Origin of the sequence: Pseudonocardia sp. Ae505_Ps2 (assembly GCF_001932425.1) — a bacterium.
Classification (GTDB): domain Bacteria; phylum Actinomycetota; class Actinomycetes; order Mycobacteriales; family Pseudonocardiaceae; genus Pseudonocardia.
On sequence record NZ_MCIP01000001.1, the window covers coordinates 3,521,048 to 3,537,678 of the forward strand.

General features: G+C 74.5%; 18 protein-coding genes. 8 read left to right on the forward strand and 10 right to left on the reverse strand.

Going from position 1 to position 16,631, the window contains the following annotated elements; all coding sequences use genetic code 11:
- Nucleotides 1-23 precede the first annotated feature (23 nt).
- Nucleotides 24-293 carry a hypothetical protein gene (locus Ae505Ps2_RS16900; RefSeq protein ID WP_075306949.1) on the reverse strand — a complete coding sequence of 90 codons (270 nt, stop codon included), beginning with the start codon at nucleotides 291-293 and terminating at the stop codon, nucleotides 24-26.
- Between the two features lie 232 nt (nucleotides 294-525).
- On the opposite strand from Ae505Ps2_RS16900, the gene Ae505Ps2_RS16905 reads away from it, so the two are divergent.
- The 5 genes from Ae505Ps2_RS16905 to Ae505Ps2_RS16925 all read left to right on the forward strand — a co-directional run bounded on the left by Ae505Ps2_RS16905 (nucleotide 526) and on the right by Ae505Ps2_RS16925 (nucleotide 6,654).
- Entirely contained in the window at nucleotides 526-1,653 is a 1,128-nt protein-coding gene (locus tag Ae505Ps2_RS16905) for a histidine kinase (protein ID WP_075306947.1), read from the forward strand.
- On the forward strand, nucleotides 1,650-2,345 hold the full coding sequence (locus Ae505Ps2_RS16910; RefSeq protein WP_075333548.1) for a response regulator transcription factor: 696 nt from the start codon (nucleotides 1,650-1,652) through the stop codon (nucleotides 2,343-2,345). Before Ae505Ps2_RS16905 ends, Ae505Ps2_RS16910 begins: the two co-directional genes overlap by 4 nt.
- Before the next feature lie 28 nt (nucleotides 2,346-2,373).
- Nucleotides 2,374-3,462 carry a DUF3500 domain-containing protein gene (locus Ae505Ps2_RS16915; RefSeq protein ID WP_233147577.1) on the forward strand — a complete coding sequence of 363 codons (1,089 nt, stop codon included), beginning with the start codon at nucleotides 2,374-2,376 and terminating at the stop codon, nucleotides 3,460-3,462.
- 52 nt (nucleotides 3,463-3,514) lie between these two features.
- Entirely contained in the window at nucleotides 3,515-5,413 is a 1,899-nt protein-coding gene (acs, locus tag Ae505Ps2_RS16920; protein ID WP_075553765.1) for an acetate--CoA ligase, read from the forward strand.
- A gap of 68 nt (nucleotides 5,414-5,481) precedes the next feature.
- The gene (locus Ae505Ps2_RS16925; protein ID WP_075306941.1) at nucleotides 5,482-6,654 is read left to right on the forward strand and encodes a DUF3500 domain-containing protein; all 1,173 of its coding nucleotides are present in this window, start codon (nucleotides 5,482-5,484) and stop codon (nucleotides 6,652-6,654) included.
- Here the strand turns inward: Ae505Ps2_RS16925 and Ae505Ps2_RS16930 are convergent.
- The 6 genes from Ae505Ps2_RS16930 to Ae505Ps2_RS16950 form a co-directional block, all read right to left on the reverse strand.
- Entirely contained in the window at nucleotides 6,642-7,142 is a 501-nt protein-coding gene (locus Ae505Ps2_RS16930) for an Lrp/AsnC family transcriptional regulator (RefSeq protein ID WP_020626333.1), read from the reverse strand. The genes Ae505Ps2_RS16925 and Ae505Ps2_RS16930 overlap by 13 nt on opposite strands.
- A gap of 20 nt (nucleotides 7,143-7,162) precedes the next feature.
- A complete protein-coding gene (locus Ae505Ps2_RS16935; RefSeq protein ID WP_075306939.1) occupies nucleotides 7,163-8,425 on the reverse strand; it encodes an FAD-dependent oxidoreductase in 1,263 nt (420 codons plus the stop codon).
- An 86-nt stretch (nucleotides 8,426-8,511) separates the two neighbouring features.
- Nucleotides 8,512-8,826, reverse strand: coding sequence for a VOC family protein (locus Ae505Ps2_RS16940; RefSeq protein WP_337819511.1), 315 nt, complete (start codon nucleotides 8,824-8,826; stop codon nucleotides 8,512-8,514).
- Nucleotides 8,808-8,939: a hypothetical protein gene (locus tag Ae505Ps2_RS34275; RefSeq protein WP_337819510.1), complete on the reverse strand. Its 132-nt coding sequence runs from the start codon at nucleotides 8,937-8,939 to the stop codon at nucleotides 8,808-8,810. The genes Ae505Ps2_RS16940 and Ae505Ps2_RS34275 overlap by 19 nt, the downstream gene beginning before the upstream one ends.
- 11 nt (nucleotides 8,940-8,950) lie before the next feature.
- On the reverse strand, nucleotides 8,951-10,078 hold the full coding sequence (locus Ae505Ps2_RS16945; protein ID WP_212567642.1) for a serine hydrolase domain-containing protein: 1,128 nt from the start codon (nucleotides 10,076-10,078) through the stop codon (nucleotides 8,951-8,953).
- 56 nt (nucleotides 10,079-10,134) lie between these two features.
- Nucleotides 10,135-10,959, reverse strand: coding sequence for an SAM-dependent methyltransferase (locus tag Ae505Ps2_RS16950; RefSeq protein ID WP_075306937.1), 825 nt, complete (start codon nucleotides 10,957-10,959; stop codon nucleotides 10,135-10,137).
- A gap of 237 nt (nucleotides 10,960-11,196) precedes the next feature.
- Here Ae505Ps2_RS16950 and Ae505Ps2_RS16955 point away from each other — a divergent pair, with 237 nt between their 5' ends.
- From Ae505Ps2_RS16955 to Ae505Ps2_RS16965, 3 genes are all read left to right on the forward strand, one after another.
- Entirely contained in the window at nucleotides 11,197-12,090 is an 894-nt protein-coding gene (locus tag Ae505Ps2_RS16955) for a helix-turn-helix transcriptional regulator (protein WP_075306935.1), read from the forward strand.
- 217 nt (nucleotides 12,091-12,307) lie between these two features.
- The gene (locus Ae505Ps2_RS16960) at nucleotides 12,308-12,538 is read left to right on the forward strand and encodes a DUF397 domain-containing protein (RefSeq protein WP_075306933.1); all 231 of its coding nucleotides are present in this window, start codon (nucleotides 12,308-12,310) and stop codon (nucleotides 12,536-12,538) included.
- Nucleotides 12,539-12,625: 87 nt separating this feature from the next.
- Nucleotides 12,626-13,672 (forward strand): class I SAM-dependent methyltransferase, encoded by a 1,047-nt coding sequence (locus Ae505Ps2_RS16965; RefSeq protein ID WP_075306931.1) that lies wholly within the window; start codon nucleotides 12,626-12,628, stop codon nucleotides 13,670-13,672.
- Between the two features lie 15 nt (nucleotides 13,673-13,687).
- Here Ae505Ps2_RS16965 and ppk2 read toward each other — a convergent pair whose 3' ends face one another.
- The 3 genes from ppk2 to Ae505Ps2_RS16980 all read right to left on the reverse strand — a co-directional run bounded on the left by ppk2 (nucleotide 13,688) and on the right by Ae505Ps2_RS16980 (nucleotide 16,459).
- A complete protein-coding gene (gene ppk2 / locus Ae505Ps2_RS16970; protein ID WP_020624198.1) occupies nucleotides 13,688-14,656 on the reverse strand; it encodes a polyphosphate kinase 2 in 969 nt (322 codons plus the stop codon).
- 61 nt (nucleotides 14,657-14,717) lie between these two features.
- Nucleotides 14,718-15,551 carry a siderophore-interacting protein gene (locus Ae505Ps2_RS16975; RefSeq protein WP_075553766.1) on the reverse strand — a complete coding sequence of 278 codons (834 nt, stop codon included), beginning with the start codon at nucleotides 15,549-15,551 and terminating at the stop codon, nucleotides 14,718-14,720.
- Nucleotides 15,548-16,459, reverse strand: a complete 912-nt coding sequence (locus Ae505Ps2_RS16980) for an iron-siderophore ABC transporter substrate-binding protein (RefSeq protein WP_198932193.1) — start codon at nucleotides 16,457-16,459, stop codon at nucleotides 15,548-15,550. Before Ae505Ps2_RS16980 ends, Ae505Ps2_RS16975 begins: the two co-directional genes overlap by 4 nt.
- Nucleotides 16,460-16,631 lie beyond the last annotated feature (172 nt).

Genomic DNA, 16,631 nt, shown 5'->3' on the forward strand with positions numbered 1-16,631 from the left:
CGGGCGGGGCCGTCGCTCTCCGGTCACTCTCCGGTGCGGCTCCCGTCCCGCAACGAGTCCGGGATCTCGCGCAGCACCGCGGTCTGCTCCTGCACCGCGGAGATGAGCACCGCGAGCTGGTCGTCGCCGTGGCGCATCTCCTGATAGAGCGCGCTCACCGCGTAGGCGGTGGCGGCGGTGTGGCCGTCGGTCGCCTGGGGGTAGTCCTGCGCCTTGTCGGCCGCCTCGAGGAGGTCGAGCGCGTGCTCGATGACGTGCTGCCCGCTCTCGCGGTGGCTGTGCGGTTCCGGCATGTCCGAATCGTACTCATTCCGGGTGACCCGTTCCGGGCGACGTGACTCCGGGTGACGCGGCCCGGCGACTTCGGTCGCGGTGGGCGCGACCTTCGGCGGGTGCGCCGCCGGCGCGCAGCTCGGCACGCTGACCGTCGATCCCGGGGGGTCGGGAGACAGGAGTGGACCGGTGGCCGTCCCGTTCGAGCGGAAACCTGCTGGACGGCGCCGGTCCGCCCCCTATGGTCGTCGTGTGCCGGTCCGCCCCGCCGTGATCTCCGCCGTGCTGATGGTCGCGGTGCTCGCCGGGGGTCTCACCGTCGTCGGGACGTACGCCATCGCCGGGGCCCTGCAGTGGTCGCTGCTCGTCGTCGGCCTGCTGATGATCGGCTCGATCGCGGTGCGCTACCGCCTGCCGCGGGTGTTCGCGGTGGTGGCCGTGCTCGGGCCGCTGGTGTCGCCGGTCGCCACCTACCTGCCGCTGGTCGGGGTCTTCGTGATCGCGACCCGACGCCGTGCGGTGGAGACACTGCTGGTGCTGGCCCTGGCGGTCGGGACGGCCGCGATCACGCTGTACCGCGACGCTCCCGACGGTGCCACGGCGCTCGTGCTGCTCGGCGGGGCCGTCGCGTTCCAGGGCATCTCGGCGACCGCGGGCCTGCTGACCGGGATCCGCCGCGCGATGGTCGACGACCTGCGCGAGCGGCTCGCCCGCGCCGAGGCCGATCGGGCGGTGCGCGAGGAGCAGGCCCGCGCCGACGAGCGTCGCCGGATCGCCGGGGAGATGCACGACCGGCTGGGGCACCGGCTGTCGCTGCTGTCGGTGCACGCCGGGGCACTGGCACTGCGCGGGGACCTGCCCGCCAGCACCGTGCGCGAGACCGCGAGGGTGCTGCGCGACACCACGCACCGCGCGATGGAGGACCTCCGCACGATCGTGCAGGTGCTGCACGAGCCCACCGGCGACGTACCCGACGAGATCGAGGACCTCGGTGCGGTCGAGGAGCTCGTCGCCGAGGCCCGCGCGGTCGGTGCGGACGTCCGTCTCCGGTCGACGGCGCTGCTGACGGTGTGCCCGCCAGGGCGCCCGCTGGCCGGGGTCGTGCACCGGGTGGTCCGCGAGGGCCTGACCAACGCGGCCCGGCACGCGCCCGGGACCCGGGTCGAGGTCGCCCTCGACGGGCGGCCCGGCCGGGACCTCACCGTCACCGTCACCTCCGGGGAGTCCGCCGCGGGGACGACACCCGAGGGCGCCGGGACCGGCCTGGTCGGGCTGCGCGAGCGGGTCGAGACCCTCGCCGGCGGGACGCTGACCCACGGCCCGACGCCGTCGGGCCACCAGCTGCGCGCGGTGCTGCCGTGGCGGGAGGAGACACGATGACCGCGACCGCGATCCGGGTGCTGCTCGTCGACGACGACCCGCTCGTCCGCTCCGGCCTGCGGGTGATGCTCGACGGGCACGCACTGCCCGGCGACGGCACCGGACCGGTGCGGCGCATCCAGGTGGTCGGCGACGCCGGCGACGGCGACGAGGTGCCCGCCGCCGTCGCCGCGGGGCGGCCGCACGTGGTGCTGATGGACCTGCGGATGCGCCGCGTCGACGGCGTCGCTGCGACCCGGGAGGTGACGTCGCGGCCCGACGCCCCGACCGTCGTCGTGCTGACCACGTTCGACGCCGACGAGCACGTCGTACGGGCGTTGCGCGCCGGGGCGAGCGGTTTCCTGCTCAAGGACGCCGCGCCCGAGGGGATCGTCGACGCCGTCCGCGCCGCCGCCGACGGCGACGCCGTGCTGTCCCCGGCGATCATCCGGCGGCTGATCGGCATCGTCCGCGGCGGCGGCGCCGGGTCGGTCGACCGCCGGCGCGCCGCCAGGGCCCGGCTCGACCGGCTCGCCGACCGGGAGCGCGACGTCGCCGAGGCCGTCGCCCGGGGTGGCTCCAACGCCGACATCGCCGCCGAGCTGCACATGTCGGTGGCGACGGTGAAGTCCTACGTCTCCCGGTTGCTGCGCGAGCTGGGCCTGGACAACCGGGTGCAGATCGCGCTGCTCGTCCGCGACGCGACGGACTGACCCCGCCCGGCCCACTAGCGTGGCCGGGGTGACGACGAGCGAGACGGTCGCCGGGGCGATGGCGGACGCGGCCGCGGCCTGGCTGGACACCCTGGACGACGACCGGCTCGGCCCCGCCCGGGGCGCCGGCCCGACCGGTGACGCGGGGGCCGACGTCGAGCGCCGTCGCTGGTTCTACACCCCCACCGACCACGGCGGACTGCCTCTCGCGGCCCAGACCGCAGTCCAGCAGCAGCGCGCGATGCGGCTGGTCGCGTCGGGACTGTCCGAGGCCGGCTACGCCACCGTGGCGACGGTCATGGGGCTGGAGAACGTCCTGGACCGGGCGCAGGACTGGCCGACCCGCCCGTACCGGGAGCGGTTCCGGGACCCGGCGCTCTACTACCTGCGGGTGTTCGGCGACCCGGGCGGACGCACCTGGGGCTGGCGCTTCGGCGGCCACCACGTGTCGGTGAACGCACTCGTCGTGGACGGGCGGGTGGCCGCGGCCACGCCGTGCTTCCTCGGCGCGAACCCGGCGACGACGCCGCTGCTCGGCGGAGGGGTGGCGCGCCCGCTCGGACCGACCGAGGACCTGGCGCGGGAGATCGTCCGCGGCCTGCCACCCGAGCTCCTGGAGACCGTCGTCCTGCCCGGCGGGGCCCCACCGGACCTGGTGACGGCGAACCGGCCGCTGGTCGCGCCGGGCGACCGGCCGCTGCCGACCTCGGCGATCCGACGGGAGAGCCCGCCCGGCCCGGTGGACCCGGTCGAGGGGACCGAGGCCGTCGCGCTGACCGGTGTGCCGCGCGGGCTCCCGGCGAACGCGCTCGACGACCGTGGCCGTGCCCTGCTGCGCCGACTGCTCTCGGCCTACCTCGACCGGGCGCCGGCCGGGGTCTCACCCGCCGGCCGCTACGACGACGACGCCGCCCTCGACGAGGTGCACCTGGCCTGGGCGGGGTCGCTGGAGGCGGGGGAGCCGCACTACCACCGGCTGCAGGGTCCGCGGCTGCTGCTGGAGTGGGACAACACCCAGGGCGGCGCGGACCACGCCCACTCGGTGTGGCGCGACCCGGAGAACGACTTCGGCGTGGACCTGCTCGACGACCACCACCGGGCGTTCGCCCACCGGTGAGTCCCCTCACGACGGCCTGCGCCGCGGGGGGCCCGGCGGTGAGGATCGGGGCATGTACCCGCCCCCGCCCGAGCTCGCCGCGCACGCCAACGTCACCGCCGCCGCCTACGACCAGGCGGCCGCCGACCCCGAGGCGTTCTGGTGTGCGCAGGCCCGCCGGCTGGAGTGGGACCGCGTGCCCGAGCAGGGCTACGACGGCAGCAGGTGGCCCGAGGTCACCTGGTTCGCCGACGGCACCTTGAACGTCGCGCGCAACTGCGTCGACCGGCACGTCGAGGCCGGTGCGGGGGACAAGGTCGCGCTGTACTGGGAGGGCGAGCCGGGGGACCGGCGCACCGTCACCTACGCCGACCTGCAGCGCGAGGTCGCCCGCTGTGCGCACGCGCTCACCGCGCTCGGGGTCGGGCGCGGGGACGTGGTCGTCGTCTACCTGCCGGTGCTGGTCGAGACCGTCGTCGTGATGCTGGCCTGCGCCCGGATCGGGGCGGTCCACTCGTTGGTCTTCGGCGGGTTCTCCCCGTCCGCGCTGCGGTTCCGGATCACCGACGGCGCCGCGAAGCTGCTCGTCACCACCGACGGCCAGTACCGCCGCGGGAAGGCCGTCCCGGTCAAGGCCAACGCCGACGAGGCCGCGTCCGGGGTGGACTCGCTGGAGCATGTGCTGGTCATCCGGCGGACCGGCTCGGAGGTCGACTGGACCCCCGGCCGCGACGTGTGGTGGCACGACGTCGTCGACACCGCACCCGAGGTCCACGAGGCGCAGGCGCACCCGGCCGAGAGCCCGCTGATGCTCGTCTACACCTCGGGCACCACCGGCACCCCCAAGGGCCTGCTGCACACCATGGGTGGCTACCTCACCCAGGCGTCCTGGACGGCGTGGGCCTGCTTCGACCACAAGCCCGACGACGTCTACTGGTGCACCGCCGACCTCGCCTGGGTCACCGCGCACACTTACGAGGTCTACGGACCGCTGTCCAACGGTGTCACGCAGGTGATCTACGAGGGCACCCCGGACACCCCCGAGCCGGGCCGGCACTTCGAGATCATCGCCCGGTACGGCGTCACCGTGTACTACACCGCGCCGACCCTGGTCCGGACGTACATGAAGTGGGGTCCGGAGGTGCCCGCGCGCCACGACCTGTCCTCGCTACGCCTGCTCGGCAGCGTCGGCGAGGCGATCAACCCCGAGGCCTGGCGGTGGTTCCACGAGGTGATCGGCGGCGGCCGCTGCCCGATCGTCGACACCTGGTGGCAGTCCGAGACCGGCGCGGCGATCTGCGCGCCGCTGCCCGGCGTGACACCGCTGGTGCCGGGCTCGGCGACCCGGCCGCTGCCGGGCCTGTCGGTGCGGGTGGTCGACCGTGACGGGCGCACCTGCGCCCCGGGCGAGGGCGGCATCCTGGTGATCGACCGGCCGTGGCCGTCGATAGCGCGCACGGTCTGGGGCGACCCCGAGCGGTTCCGCGCGTCCTACTTCGCCGACTACGCCGAGCAGGGCTGGTACAAGGCGGGCGACGGCGCGGTGATCGACGAGCAAGGCTACGTGACGCTGCAGGGCCGCATCGACGACGTCATGAACGTCTCGGGTCACCGGCTCGGCTCGATCGAGCTGGAGTCCGCGCTGGTGAGCCACCCACGGGTCGCCGAGGCGGGCGTGGTCGGGGCGCCGGACCCGACGACCGGGCAGGCCGTGGTCGCGTTCGTGACCGTCACCGACGGCCCGACCGACGGGCTGACCGAACAGCTGCGGGCGCACGTGGCCCGGGAGCTGGGGCCGGTCGCCCGGCCCCGCGAGGTCGTCCTCGTCGCTGAGCTGCCGAAGACCCGGTCGGGCAAGATCATGCGGCGGCTGCTGCTCGACGTGACCGCCGGGCGCGAGCCCGGCGACACGACGTCGCTGGTGGACCCGGCCGCCTTCGTGGAGCTGGCGGCCGGGTACCGCCGGACCTGAGTCAGGCCGTGGTCGACGTAGCCGTCCTCCCCGGTGGAGTCTGCCCGGAGTCGCTAGCGTCTCGCGGCATGATCGGTGCTGCGGACACCCGCGAGACGGCGACCGCGATGGCCGAGGCCGCGCGTGCCTGGCTCGACACCCTCGACCCGGGCCGGCGGGAGACGGCCGTCGGGCACGCCCCGACCGGTGACGACGACGCCGACGCCGAGCGCCGCCGCTGGTTCTACACCCCCACCGACCACGGTGGACTGACCTTCCACGACCAGCTCCCGCCGCAGCAGCGGGCCGCGATGAAGCTCGTCGGCACGGGGCTGTCGCGGGCGGCGTACGTGACCGTCTCGACGGTGATGGGGCTGGAGAACGTCCTCGACCACACCGAGGGCTTCGTGACGCTGTTCGACCGCACCCGCGGCCGCGACCCGCAGATGTACTACCTGCGGGTGTTCGGCGAGCCGGGGGACACCGGGACCTGGGGCTGGCGTTTCGGCGGGCACCACGTGTCGATCAACATGCTGGTCGTCGACGGGGTGGTGGTCGCCTCCACCCCGTGCTTCCTGGGTGCCGACCCGGCGACCTCCGAGCTCCTCGGCGACGCCGTGCTCCGCCCGCTGGGCCGGGTCGAGGACCTCGCCCGCGACCTGGTCCGCGCGCTGCCGACCGAACTGCGCGAGCGGGCGGTGCTGCTCGACAAGGCACCGCCCGACCTCGTCGCGGCCAACCGCACCGACCCGCAGGAGGGCGACAACTGGATCCCGCTGGCCGGGATCTGGCGCACCCGGTCGTTCGCCGACCCCGAGCAGCAGCGCACGCTCGACGACATGAGCGAGGCCATCGAAGAGCGCGCCGCGTTCACCGACGCGCAGAAGGAGGCCGTCGCGCTGTCGCGAACCCCGGCCGGCGTGCCGGCGTCCGACCTGGACGCCGAGGGCCGTGAGATGCTGCGCGCGTTGCTGGGCACCTACCTGGAGCGGGTCGCCGAGCCGCTGCAGCCGATCTCCCGCTACGACGACGACGCCGCGCTCGACGCCGTGCACCTCGCCTGGGCGGGACCGCTGGAGGACGGCGCCCCGAACTACTACCGCGTCCAGGGCCCACGGCTGCTCATCGAGTGGGACAACACCCAGCGCGACGCCAACCACGCCCATTCCGTGTGGCGCGACCCGTCGGCGGATTTCGGGCTCGACGTGCTCGGCGCGCACCGGACGGCGCACCACCTCGGCCGAGGCGGTCAGTCCCGGTAGGCGGGTGCCCGGCTCGGGCCCTCCCGGTGGTCACGCTCCAGCAGCGGCCGCCAGCGCGGCGCGACCAGGGTGGACAGCACCACCACGCTGGTGGAGCGGGCCACCAGGGGGGATCGGCCGAGCGCGAGCAGGGTGTCCTGCAGGTCCTCGTGCGACGACGCCGCGAGCCGGCACATCACGTCCGACGAGCCGGTCGTCGCGTACGCCTCGGTGACCGCGGGCAGCGCGGCGAGCTCGGCGGCGACGTCGCCCAGCTCGCCCTGCGCGATCTCCAGGGTCACGAACGCCTGCACGCCGTACCCGGCGGCCGGGAGGTCGACGTCCGGGCCGTACCCGGTGACGACCCCGGCACGTTCCAGCCGGTCCAGCCGTGCCTGCACCGTCCCGCGGGCGACCCGCAGCGTGCGCGAGAGCTCCAGCACCCCGGCCCGCGGCCGGTCGCGCAGCGCGGTGAGCAGGTCGACGTCGAGGGCGTCCAGGGACAGCACCCGACGAGCCTAGCCGCGGCTCAGGCGGCCGGGACGGGCTCGCGGCGGGCGAAGTCCGGGGCCCGCTCCGGACGGAACCCCACACCGACGAGGTAGGCGGGCAGGATCTGCAGCGCCGGGACGCGATGCATCAGCCGCAGCAGCGGAACCGGGGGACCGTCGCGCCGCCCCGTCAGCGCCGGGCCGGCCATGGTGCGGTGCATGATCCGCTGGAGGCCCTGGACCAGCACCGTCGGGAGCAGTCTGCGGTTGCGGACCCGGCCGAGGTCCCGCTGGGTGGGGGCGCCCCGTTGCAGCGGCGCGGCCAGCAGGGTGGCGGCGGCCACTGCGTCCTGGATCGCGAGGTTGATCCCGACGCCGCCGATCGGGGACATCGCGTGCGCGGCGTCGCCGATGCAGAGCAGCCCGTCGACGTGCCAGCGGCGCAGCCGGTTGAGCTTCACGTCGAGGTGCTTCACCTCGTCCATCGAGGCGATGTCGCCGACCCGGTCGGCGTACTCCGGCATCAGCTCGGCGAGGTCGGCCCGGAACGCCTCGATCCCCGCGGCGCGCAGCCGCGCGTCGGCGCCCTTGGGCGCCATGTAACCGATCTGGTAGTAGCCCTCGCGCGGGATGACGACCGCGAAGCGCCCGTTCCCGATCCGCGGGCGGAGGGTGGCGTGCAGCTCCTCGGGGCGGCGCGGCAGCCGGAACCACCAGGTGTCGAACGGGACGTCGAACTCCGTGACGGGCAGGCCGGAACCGTCCCGCAGGACCGAGTGCCTGCCGTCGCAGGCGACCGTGAGGTCGGCCCGGATCTCGCCGGTGGTCTCCTCGCCGGGCGCGGTCGTCGTCACGTACCGGACGCCGACGACCCGCCCGTTCTCCCGGACCGGCGAGGTGGCGCGGGTGTCGAGCCGGAGATCGAAGGCGGGTTCGTCGGCGGCGACGTCGGCGAGCAGGTTCAGCAGGTCCCACTGCGGGACGAGCGCGATGTAGGGGTGGCGGACCCCGATCCGGCGCAGCAGCGACAGGTTCCCGATCCGCTGCGCGCCGCCCCGCCCCTCGGGGATCACGACCTCCTCGACCCGGCTCTGCGGCAGCGCGGCGAACCGCTCGCCCAGCCCCAGGTCGTCGAGCAGGTCCAGGGTGGTGGGGTGCACGGTGTCCCCGCGGAAGTCCCGCAGGAAGTCGCCGTGCTTCTCCAGCACGGTCACCTCGACCCCGGCCCGGGCCAGCAGCAGGCCCAGCATCATCCCGGCCGGGCCGCCCCCGACCACACAGCACGTCGTCCGCTCCGACATCACGCCCACCTCATTTCAACCAGCGTTGAATTAAGGCGAGTATGCGCCTACGGGGACCGTCGCGCAATCGGTGTGACCGGCGGTGCTCAGCCGCCGAAGCGGCCCCGGGCCGACTCCGGGATCAGCGGCCGCTCACCCCGGACCCGCAGCTTCTGCACCGCCCAGGTGTTGCCGTCGGGGTCCGCGAAGCCGAAGAAGGTGCCGCCGTCGCGCTCGTCGAGCACCGTCACCTCGCTGCACTCCACCCCGCGTCCGACGAGCTCGTCGCGCGCGGCCCGGGCGTCGGCGACGCAGAGCTGCAGCCCGCGCATCGAGCCGGGCGCCATCTCGTTCTGTGCCGGCAGCGAGCCGACGACGATCGAGCAACCCGAGCCCCGCGGCGTCAGCTGGGCGATGTGCATGTGCTCGGTGCGGGTGTCGTGGTCCAGGTCGAAGCCGACCCGGTCGCGTAGAAGGTGACCGCGGCGTCGAGGTCCGACACCGGCAGGACGACGACCTCGAGTGTCCAGTCCATGGTGGGGCCTCTCAGGAGTGCGCCGCGGCGCGGAAGGAGTGCAGGAGCGCGGGGCCCTCGGGACCGTCCCACACCACCTGGGTCAGTAGCAGGGAGATCACACCGCTCGACGGGTCGGAGCGCCAGCCCGTGCCCAGGCCGCCGTCCCAGCCGTAGCGTCCGCCGTCCTCGACGGCCAGGCCCAGGCCCCAGCCGCAGCCGTCGTCGAGGAACGGGGCGGCACCGGCCCGCTGCGCGGTGCTCAGCCGGTCGGAGGTCAGCTCGGCCACCGCGCCGGGGGACAGGACCGGGCTGCCGCCCGCGCGCAGGGCCCGGGTGAACGCGAGCAGGTCGTCCAGGGTGGAGACCAGGCCACCGCCTCCGGAGGGGAACACCGGCGGGGCCGACCACGCGCCGTCGACCGGGTCGGTCACGGTGAAGCCGCCGCCGGGTGCGGCGGCCAGCAGCGGGACGAACCGGTCCCGGTCGGCGGCGGGCACCGAGAAGCCGGTGTCGCGCATGCCGAGCGGGGCGAACACCCGCTCGGCGAGCACCGTCGCGAGGTCGGTGCCGCAGCGGCGGGCCAGCAGGACACCGAGTAGGTCACCGGAGGTGTGGTACAGCCAGCGCGACCCGGGCTGTGCGACGAGCGGCACCGCGGCGAGCCGCGCGGTCCAGGTGTCGGGGTCGGGGAGCGGGTAGGACCCGGGTGGTCCGTCGCTGCCGAGCCCTGCGGTCGCGCGCTGCACCGGCAGCTCGGCCGGGGGCCGGGGGAGCATCCCGATCCCGCAGCGGTAGGTCAGCAGGTCGTACAGGGTGATCGGCCGGCGCGCGGGGGCGGTGTCGTCGAGCCCGGCGGCCTCGTGACGCAGCACCCGCGGCGCGGCGAACTCGGGCAGCCACGCCGCGACCGGCTCGTCGAGGTCGAGCATCCCGTCCTCGACGAGTGCGAGCGCGGCGACCGCGACGACCGGCTTGGTGACCGAGGCGATCCGCACGATCGTGTCGCGGGGCAGCGGGTGTCCGGCGCCGTCGTCGCCGAGGACGTGCACCCCGGTGCCGTGCCGGGGATGGTCGACGGCCGCGACGAGTCCGGGGACGCACCCGGTGGCGACGGCGTCGCGCAGGATCTGGGCGGTGGGGTCCAGGGTGACGGGCACGGGGCCTCCCGGGGTCGGCGGGTCTCACCCCTCTCGACCGTGGTGGCCCCGCGAACTCATCGCTTGATGCCGACCCCGCCCACGATGCACCGCTGCACCGGGTCCTCGCCGCGCAGCTGTGGTCCGTCGGGCCACCACCGGTAGCAGGGGACGATGCCCGGGTCGACCAGCTCGAGGCCGGGGAACAGTCCGGTGATCTCGGCGAGGGTGCGGAACCGGCCGCTGCCCATCGGGCTGTGCACGAAGACCTGCTCCATCCGCCGGGCCAGCTCGCTGTCGGCGTTCTCCGGGTCGAAGAAGTGCGCGATCGCGACGACGCTGCCCGGAGCGAGCCGCTCGACGTAGCGGGCCATGATCGCCTGCGGGTCCACGGCGTCGTCGAAGTGGTGGATGGTGCCGATCTGGAACAGCGCGACCGGCTGGTCGAGGTCCAGGAAGCCCTGCACCGACGGGTCGGCCAGCACCGACTCCGGCTCGCGGATGTCGGCGGCGGAGAAGCGGGTGAACTCGTTGTCCTCCAGCAGCGCCCGGCCGTGCGCGATGACGGTCGGGTCGTTGTCGACGTAGGCGACCCGGGCCTCGGGCTGGAGCCGCTGGACCACCTGGTGGGTGTTCTCCGCGGTCGGCAGGCCGGAGCCGCAGTCCAGGTACTGGGTGATCGAGGTCTGGGTGGCTACGAAGCGCGCCGCCCGGATCAGGAACGCCCGGTTGTCGACGGCGAGCAGGTTGACCTCGGGGGCGATCTTGCGAACCCGCTCGATGGTCTCCCGGTCGACCTCGTAGTTGTCCTTGCCGCCGAGGGCGTAGTCGTAGACCCGGGCGATGCTGGCCTTGGTCGTGTCGATGTACGCGGGAGCGCGACCCTCGGTCGGCTGGGCCATCGGCGGAGTCCTCACTGCGTCGTCGGCGGCGTCGCGCCGGTGCGTCGGTCGGTGCCCGGACGACGCCCGTCGTGGCGCCGATCACCGGTGCGGTCACCGTAGCGGACCGACCCGATTGGGCACGCACCGTCACCGTCCGGACGTGTCCCGTGATCGAGACCGCTGACGACCTGCGGAACCGTTGTGTAGGCTCGGTCACCCGATCGGCAGTCCCCGCAACCGCAGGAGCCCGTCCCGGTGGTCCCCAGCCCGAACAGCCCCACCCCGCCCGGTGCCGACCGCGGCCCGACCGCGCGGCGCATCGTGCTCGGATCCCACCTGCGCCGGCTGCGGGAGCGCGCGGGCATCTCCCGGACCGACGCGGCGTACGCGATCCGCGGCTCGGACTCGAAGATGAGCAGGCTGAAGTCGGGCAAGGTCGGGTTCAAGCAGCGCGACGTCGCCGACCTGCTGACGATGTACGGCGTCGCCGAGGGCCCCGAGCGCGACCAGGTCCTGTCGATGGCCGAGGAGAGCAACTCCAGCGGCTGGTGGGCCCGCTACAACGACGTCGTCCCCGGCTGGTTCGAGGACTTCGTGGGTCTGGAGGCCTCGGCATCGCGCATCTCGTCCTACGAGCTGCTGTTCGTCCCGGGGCTGCTGCAGACCGAGGAGTACGCCCGCGCGGTCGTCAGCGGCGGACACACCGACCTGCCGCCCGTCGAGCGGGCCGACGTCGAGAAGCGCCTGGAGGTGCGGCTGCGACGCCAGCGCGTGCTGCACCGCAAGGACGCACCGACCTTCTGGACCGTGCTCGACGAGGCCGTGCTGCACCGACCGGTCGGCGGGGAGGGAGTCTTCCGTGCCCAGCTCGACCACCTCATCGAGCTGTCGTCGCTGCCGAACGTCGTCGTCCAGCTGCTGCCCTGGGATCTGTCCGGCTACGGCGCCGAGCACGCCTTCACCATGCTGCGCTTCGCCGAGCCCGAGCTGCCCGACCTGGTCTACCTCGAGGAGATGACCGGGGCCTCCTACCTGGACAAGCGGGCCGACGTCGAGCGCTACGGCCGTTCGATGGACCGGCTCACCATCGACGCGCTCAGCCCGGCCGAGACCAAGCAGGCACTGAGCAAGCTGCGCGCCGAGCTCTGACCTGCGCCGACGTCGCTCGCGGGCGACGAGCGGCGCCCGTCTTCGGGCCCCGGGTACCACGCTCCGACGTCGACCGCCCACGGCCCGTGCACCGCAGTCGGGCGCGGACGGGCGACCGCCGGGCGCGTTCCGTCCTGTTTTGCACGACCGGACCGCTTGTCCACTGCTAGCGTTTGACGCAACGGAGAATGCATATGCAGATGAGGTGAGCATTCGCATGGACCAGATGCACCTGAGCGGCCCCGCGGCGATCGATTCGCTGACGTGGCGCAAGAGCGTGCGCAGCGGCTACCAGGGCAACTGCGTCGAGCTCGCCGTCGTGACCGGGGGGACCGTGGCCGTCCGCAACTCGCGGGACCCGCACGGCACCGTGCTCGCCTTCCCGGCCACCGAGATGGCCGCCTTCCTGACCTCGATCAGGAACGGCGAGCTGGACGACCTCGCCTGAGCGTCCGCCGACCTCCCGCGGGCGGCCGGCCCGACCCCGGCCGCCCGCGGTGAGCCGAGAATGATCTTCTCGGTGTAGGAAGGAACGGTGAGCCGTTCCGATCAGGCCCCGTCCTACCGCGGGGCCAGCGCCCACTACCTGTCCCCGGCGCGACGGGACCCGGTCAAGGTCGGTTCCGAGGAGCCGGTCACCCGGCGGGTCATCGCGAACGCGCTGGCCGCGTTGCACCTGCGGCCCGGCGCCCCCGTCGCCGTGCTCGACGTCGGGTCCGGCACCGCCGACGGGTTCGCCCTCCTCACCCGCCCGGAACCGGGCGCCGCGCCGATCGTCGCGGAGGACCGGCTGCGCTACGTCGGCCTCGACGTCGACCCGGAGATGGTCGCCACCGCACGGGACACCGTCGGTTCGCCGTCGGCGTCGTTCGTGCTCGGCGACGTGCGCGACGCGCTGCCCGACGGCGCGTTCGACCTCTACCTGTCCTGCGGCGTCCCCTACTCCCACCTCACCCGCGACGAGCTCGTCGCCGCGCTGGGGTCGGTGCTCACCGCCGTGGCGGCCCGGGGCCGACGGGCGGCGGTCGTCGTCGACGTCCTCGGCCGGTACTCGGTGGAGTGGCAGCCCCGCTGGGACACCGAGCGCTGGGACTACGCGATGAGCTTCTTCGCCGGCGGCGGCGAGGCGATCTCCGAGCCGATGACGTTCTACGGCCGTGCCGAGCTGGACGCCACCGTCGACGCCGCGCTGGCCGGCAGCGGCGCGCGGCTGGTGTCGCGCACCGCCGTCGACCGGTCGGTCCTGGTCGGGCGGCACACCGCCACCGGCACCTTCCACCCGTCGGTGCCGCGGTTCCGGGCCCTGGTGAACGACCTGGTCCGCGACCCGTCCCGGGTCGACCCCGACGACCTCCGGTTCACCCCGGCGACCGGGGGAGCACCGGAGGAGGCGCTGGCCTGGCTGCGCGGGTTCGCCGACCGGTGGAACGGCGCCCTGGAGCCGTACCGGGGGGCCGGGCCCCTCGCCGGGGCCGAGGCCGCCCGGCTCGCCGGGACCCTGCTCGGACTCGAACGGGCCGCGGGCCCCGGCCTGGCCGTGGGTCACTCGCTGACCATGACGCTGGTGGCCGAGCCCGCCTGAGCAAAGCCCCGCCGCTCAGTGGTGCCGGTCGGTCAGGGGCGGGAAGCGGTTCGGGCCCTCGTCCTGCTCGAACATCTCCGCGGCGGGCCCGACGATCAGCCGGTCCGGCGGGGAGGCCACCCCGGTGTCCTTGCCGGGGTAGTCGAACAGGCCCAGGACGTGGCGCATCGCCTCGAGCCGCGCGCGCTTCTTGTCGTTGCTCTTGATCACCGTCCACGGGGCGTCCTTGGTGTCGGTGTAGAAGAACATCGCCTCCTTCGCCTCGGTGTAGGCCTCCCACTTGTCCAGCGAGGCCAGGTCCATCGGGGACAGCTTCCACTGGCGCACCGGGTCGACCTGGCGGATGAGGAAGCGGGTGCGCTGCTCGTCGCGCGAGACCGAGAACCACAGCTTCACCAGGTGGATCCCGGACCGGACGAGCATCCGCTCCAGCTCCGGGGTAGCCCGCAGGAACTCCATGTAGGAGCGGGGGTCGGTGAAGCCCATGACCCGCTCGACGCCGGCCCGGTTGTACCAGGACCGGTCGAACAGCACGATCTCCCCGGCCGAGGGCAGGTGTGCCACGTAGCGCTGGAAGTACCACTGGCCGGCCTCGCGCTCGGTCGGCTTCTCCAGCGCCACCACCCGGCAGCCGCGGGGGTTGAGGTGCTCGGTGAACCGCTTGATCGTGCCACCCTTGCCGGCGGCGTCGCGCCCCTCGAACAGGACGACGATCCGGTTGCCGGTGTCCTTGACCCAGTTCTGCAGCTTCAGCAGCTCGATCTGCAGCAGCCGCTTCTGGTGCTCGTACTCCTGGCGTGACAGGCGGTCGTCGTAGGGGTAGCCCTGGCGCCAGGTGTCGACCGGGCTGCCCTCGGGGTCGACGAGGGTCGGGTCGTCGTCGTCGGAGTCGTCGACCCGGAAGTGCCCGGGGTCGACCGCACCGGGGTGCGGGATGAGGGGAGCGGGGGCGTCGGCCTGAGGCTCGACCGGGGTCTCGTCCACGTCCGGCAACGCTGCGCGCCGGGCATGGCCACCCGGCCACACCCGGATGACCTCCGGGTGATCAGCGGGCAGCGGGACGGGGCCGGTCGTGCCAGTAGCCCTGCGCGTGGACCCGGTCCGGGGCGACGCCCGCCTCGTGCAGCAGGCCGCGCACCTGCGCCACCCGGGTGCTCTCGGTGGCGTTCCAGGCGTAGAAGCGGTCGCCCAGGCGGGCGGCTGCGGCACCGTGGGGCCCGACCCAGTCGGCGACGGCGTCGAGCAGCGATCGCCCCGGCCGCCGGCAGACCTCCACGGTCACGCCGGGATGGACGCCGGCGAGCCCGACGGCGTCGGCCGGGTCGCCGACCTCGACCAGCACCCGGCCCCGATGGTGCGGCGGGAGCGCGGCGAGGATGCCGCGCACGGCGGGCAGTGCCGTCTCGTCGCCGGTGATCAGCACCTCGGTGGCGGGGCCCGGGTCCCACTGCACGCCGTGGTCCGGGTTGCCGCGCCGCACGTCCGGCCCGGAGAGCAGGACGGCGTCGCCGGGCCGGGCGGCCGCCGCCCACGCGCTCGCGGGACCCGGCCGGGCGTGGCAGAACACGTCGAGCTCGACCTCGCCGCGCCCCGGCCGGACCGCCACCGGGGTGTAGCTGCGCGGCACCGGCCGCGTGTCGGCGGGCAGCGCCCGCAGCCGGGCCCGCCACTCGCGTTCGGGCAGGCCCGACGCGAGCGAGGCGGGATAGCCGACCTCCGTCGGTACCAGCAGCTTGATCCGCTGGTCCCGGCCGTGCGGGGCGAACCGCGACAGCTCCGGCCCGCCCAGGACGAGCCGCCGGAACCCGGGGGAGGGCACGCCGACGGCGAGAACCCGGGCGGCGAACAGGACGTTCGGCGACCCCGCCAGCGGGCTCACCGGCCCAGCGTCCGCTCGATGTCGTCGAGCACCTTCTGCCCGCCGAGCGGACCGACCCCGGTGATCCAGACCGACTGGTCGACCGGGTGCAGCCGCGGGAAGACCTGCGCGCGCACCGCCTCGACGGCGGGCGGCACCGCCGACGGCGACGCCGGGTCGGCCGCGGTCAGGAACACCTCGTCGGCGCGGGCCTGCTGGACCAGCTCGGGGGACAGGTCCACCGAGATCGAGTTCTCCCAGTCCCGGGGAGGGATGGTGAACCCGGCGCACTCCAGGGTGCCGCCCGCGAACGACGTCGGCCCGTAGAGGGTCAGGAGGCCGTCGCGGGGGCGGATCATCTGCGCGGTGCGCCCGGCCGTGTCGTGCGTGCGCGCGACCTCGGCGCACCGGTCCCGGTAGCGGGTGAGCAGCTCCTCGGTGTCGGCCTCCCGGCCGAGCACCCGGCCGACGAAGCGGACGTTGTCCTGCCACGGGTCGGCCTGCGAGGCCATGAACGCCGTCGGCGCGATCGCGGCGAGGCGGTCGTACAGCGCGGCGTGCCGGGACTCGGTGCCCAGGATCAGGTCGGGCCGCTGGGCCGCGATCCGTTCCAGGTCGGGCTCGGCGACGGTCCCGACGACCGTCACCCGCGCGCCGGCGTCGCCGAGGTAGGCGGGCACCCCGGTGCCCTCGGACAGGACCGCGGCCCCGACCGGCGGGGCGTCGAGGGCGACGGTGGTGTCGAGCTGCACCGGCTCCAGCACGACGACCCGCCGCGGCGCGGCCGGGACCGTGACCTCGCCCCGTGCGGTGGCGACCGTGCGGGTGCCATCGTCGTCGGTGGGGTCGGCGCCGGGCGTGGCGGAGCACGCGGCGAGGAGCAGGGTGAGCAGGGCGGCGAGGGCCACCGCGGCCCGGGACGGCGTCACGGACGGTCTCCTTCGGTCAGGTGAGGCGACCCTAACCCGAGACCGGTAGGGGATGGGCTGTCCGGTTCGACGGAAATCCGGTCGCCCACGAGCGCACGACCGGGGACCCTGTCAGGCGATGATCGACCAGTTCCTCCGCGACGGCTGGGTGCACCTCCCGGGCGGGGCCGGT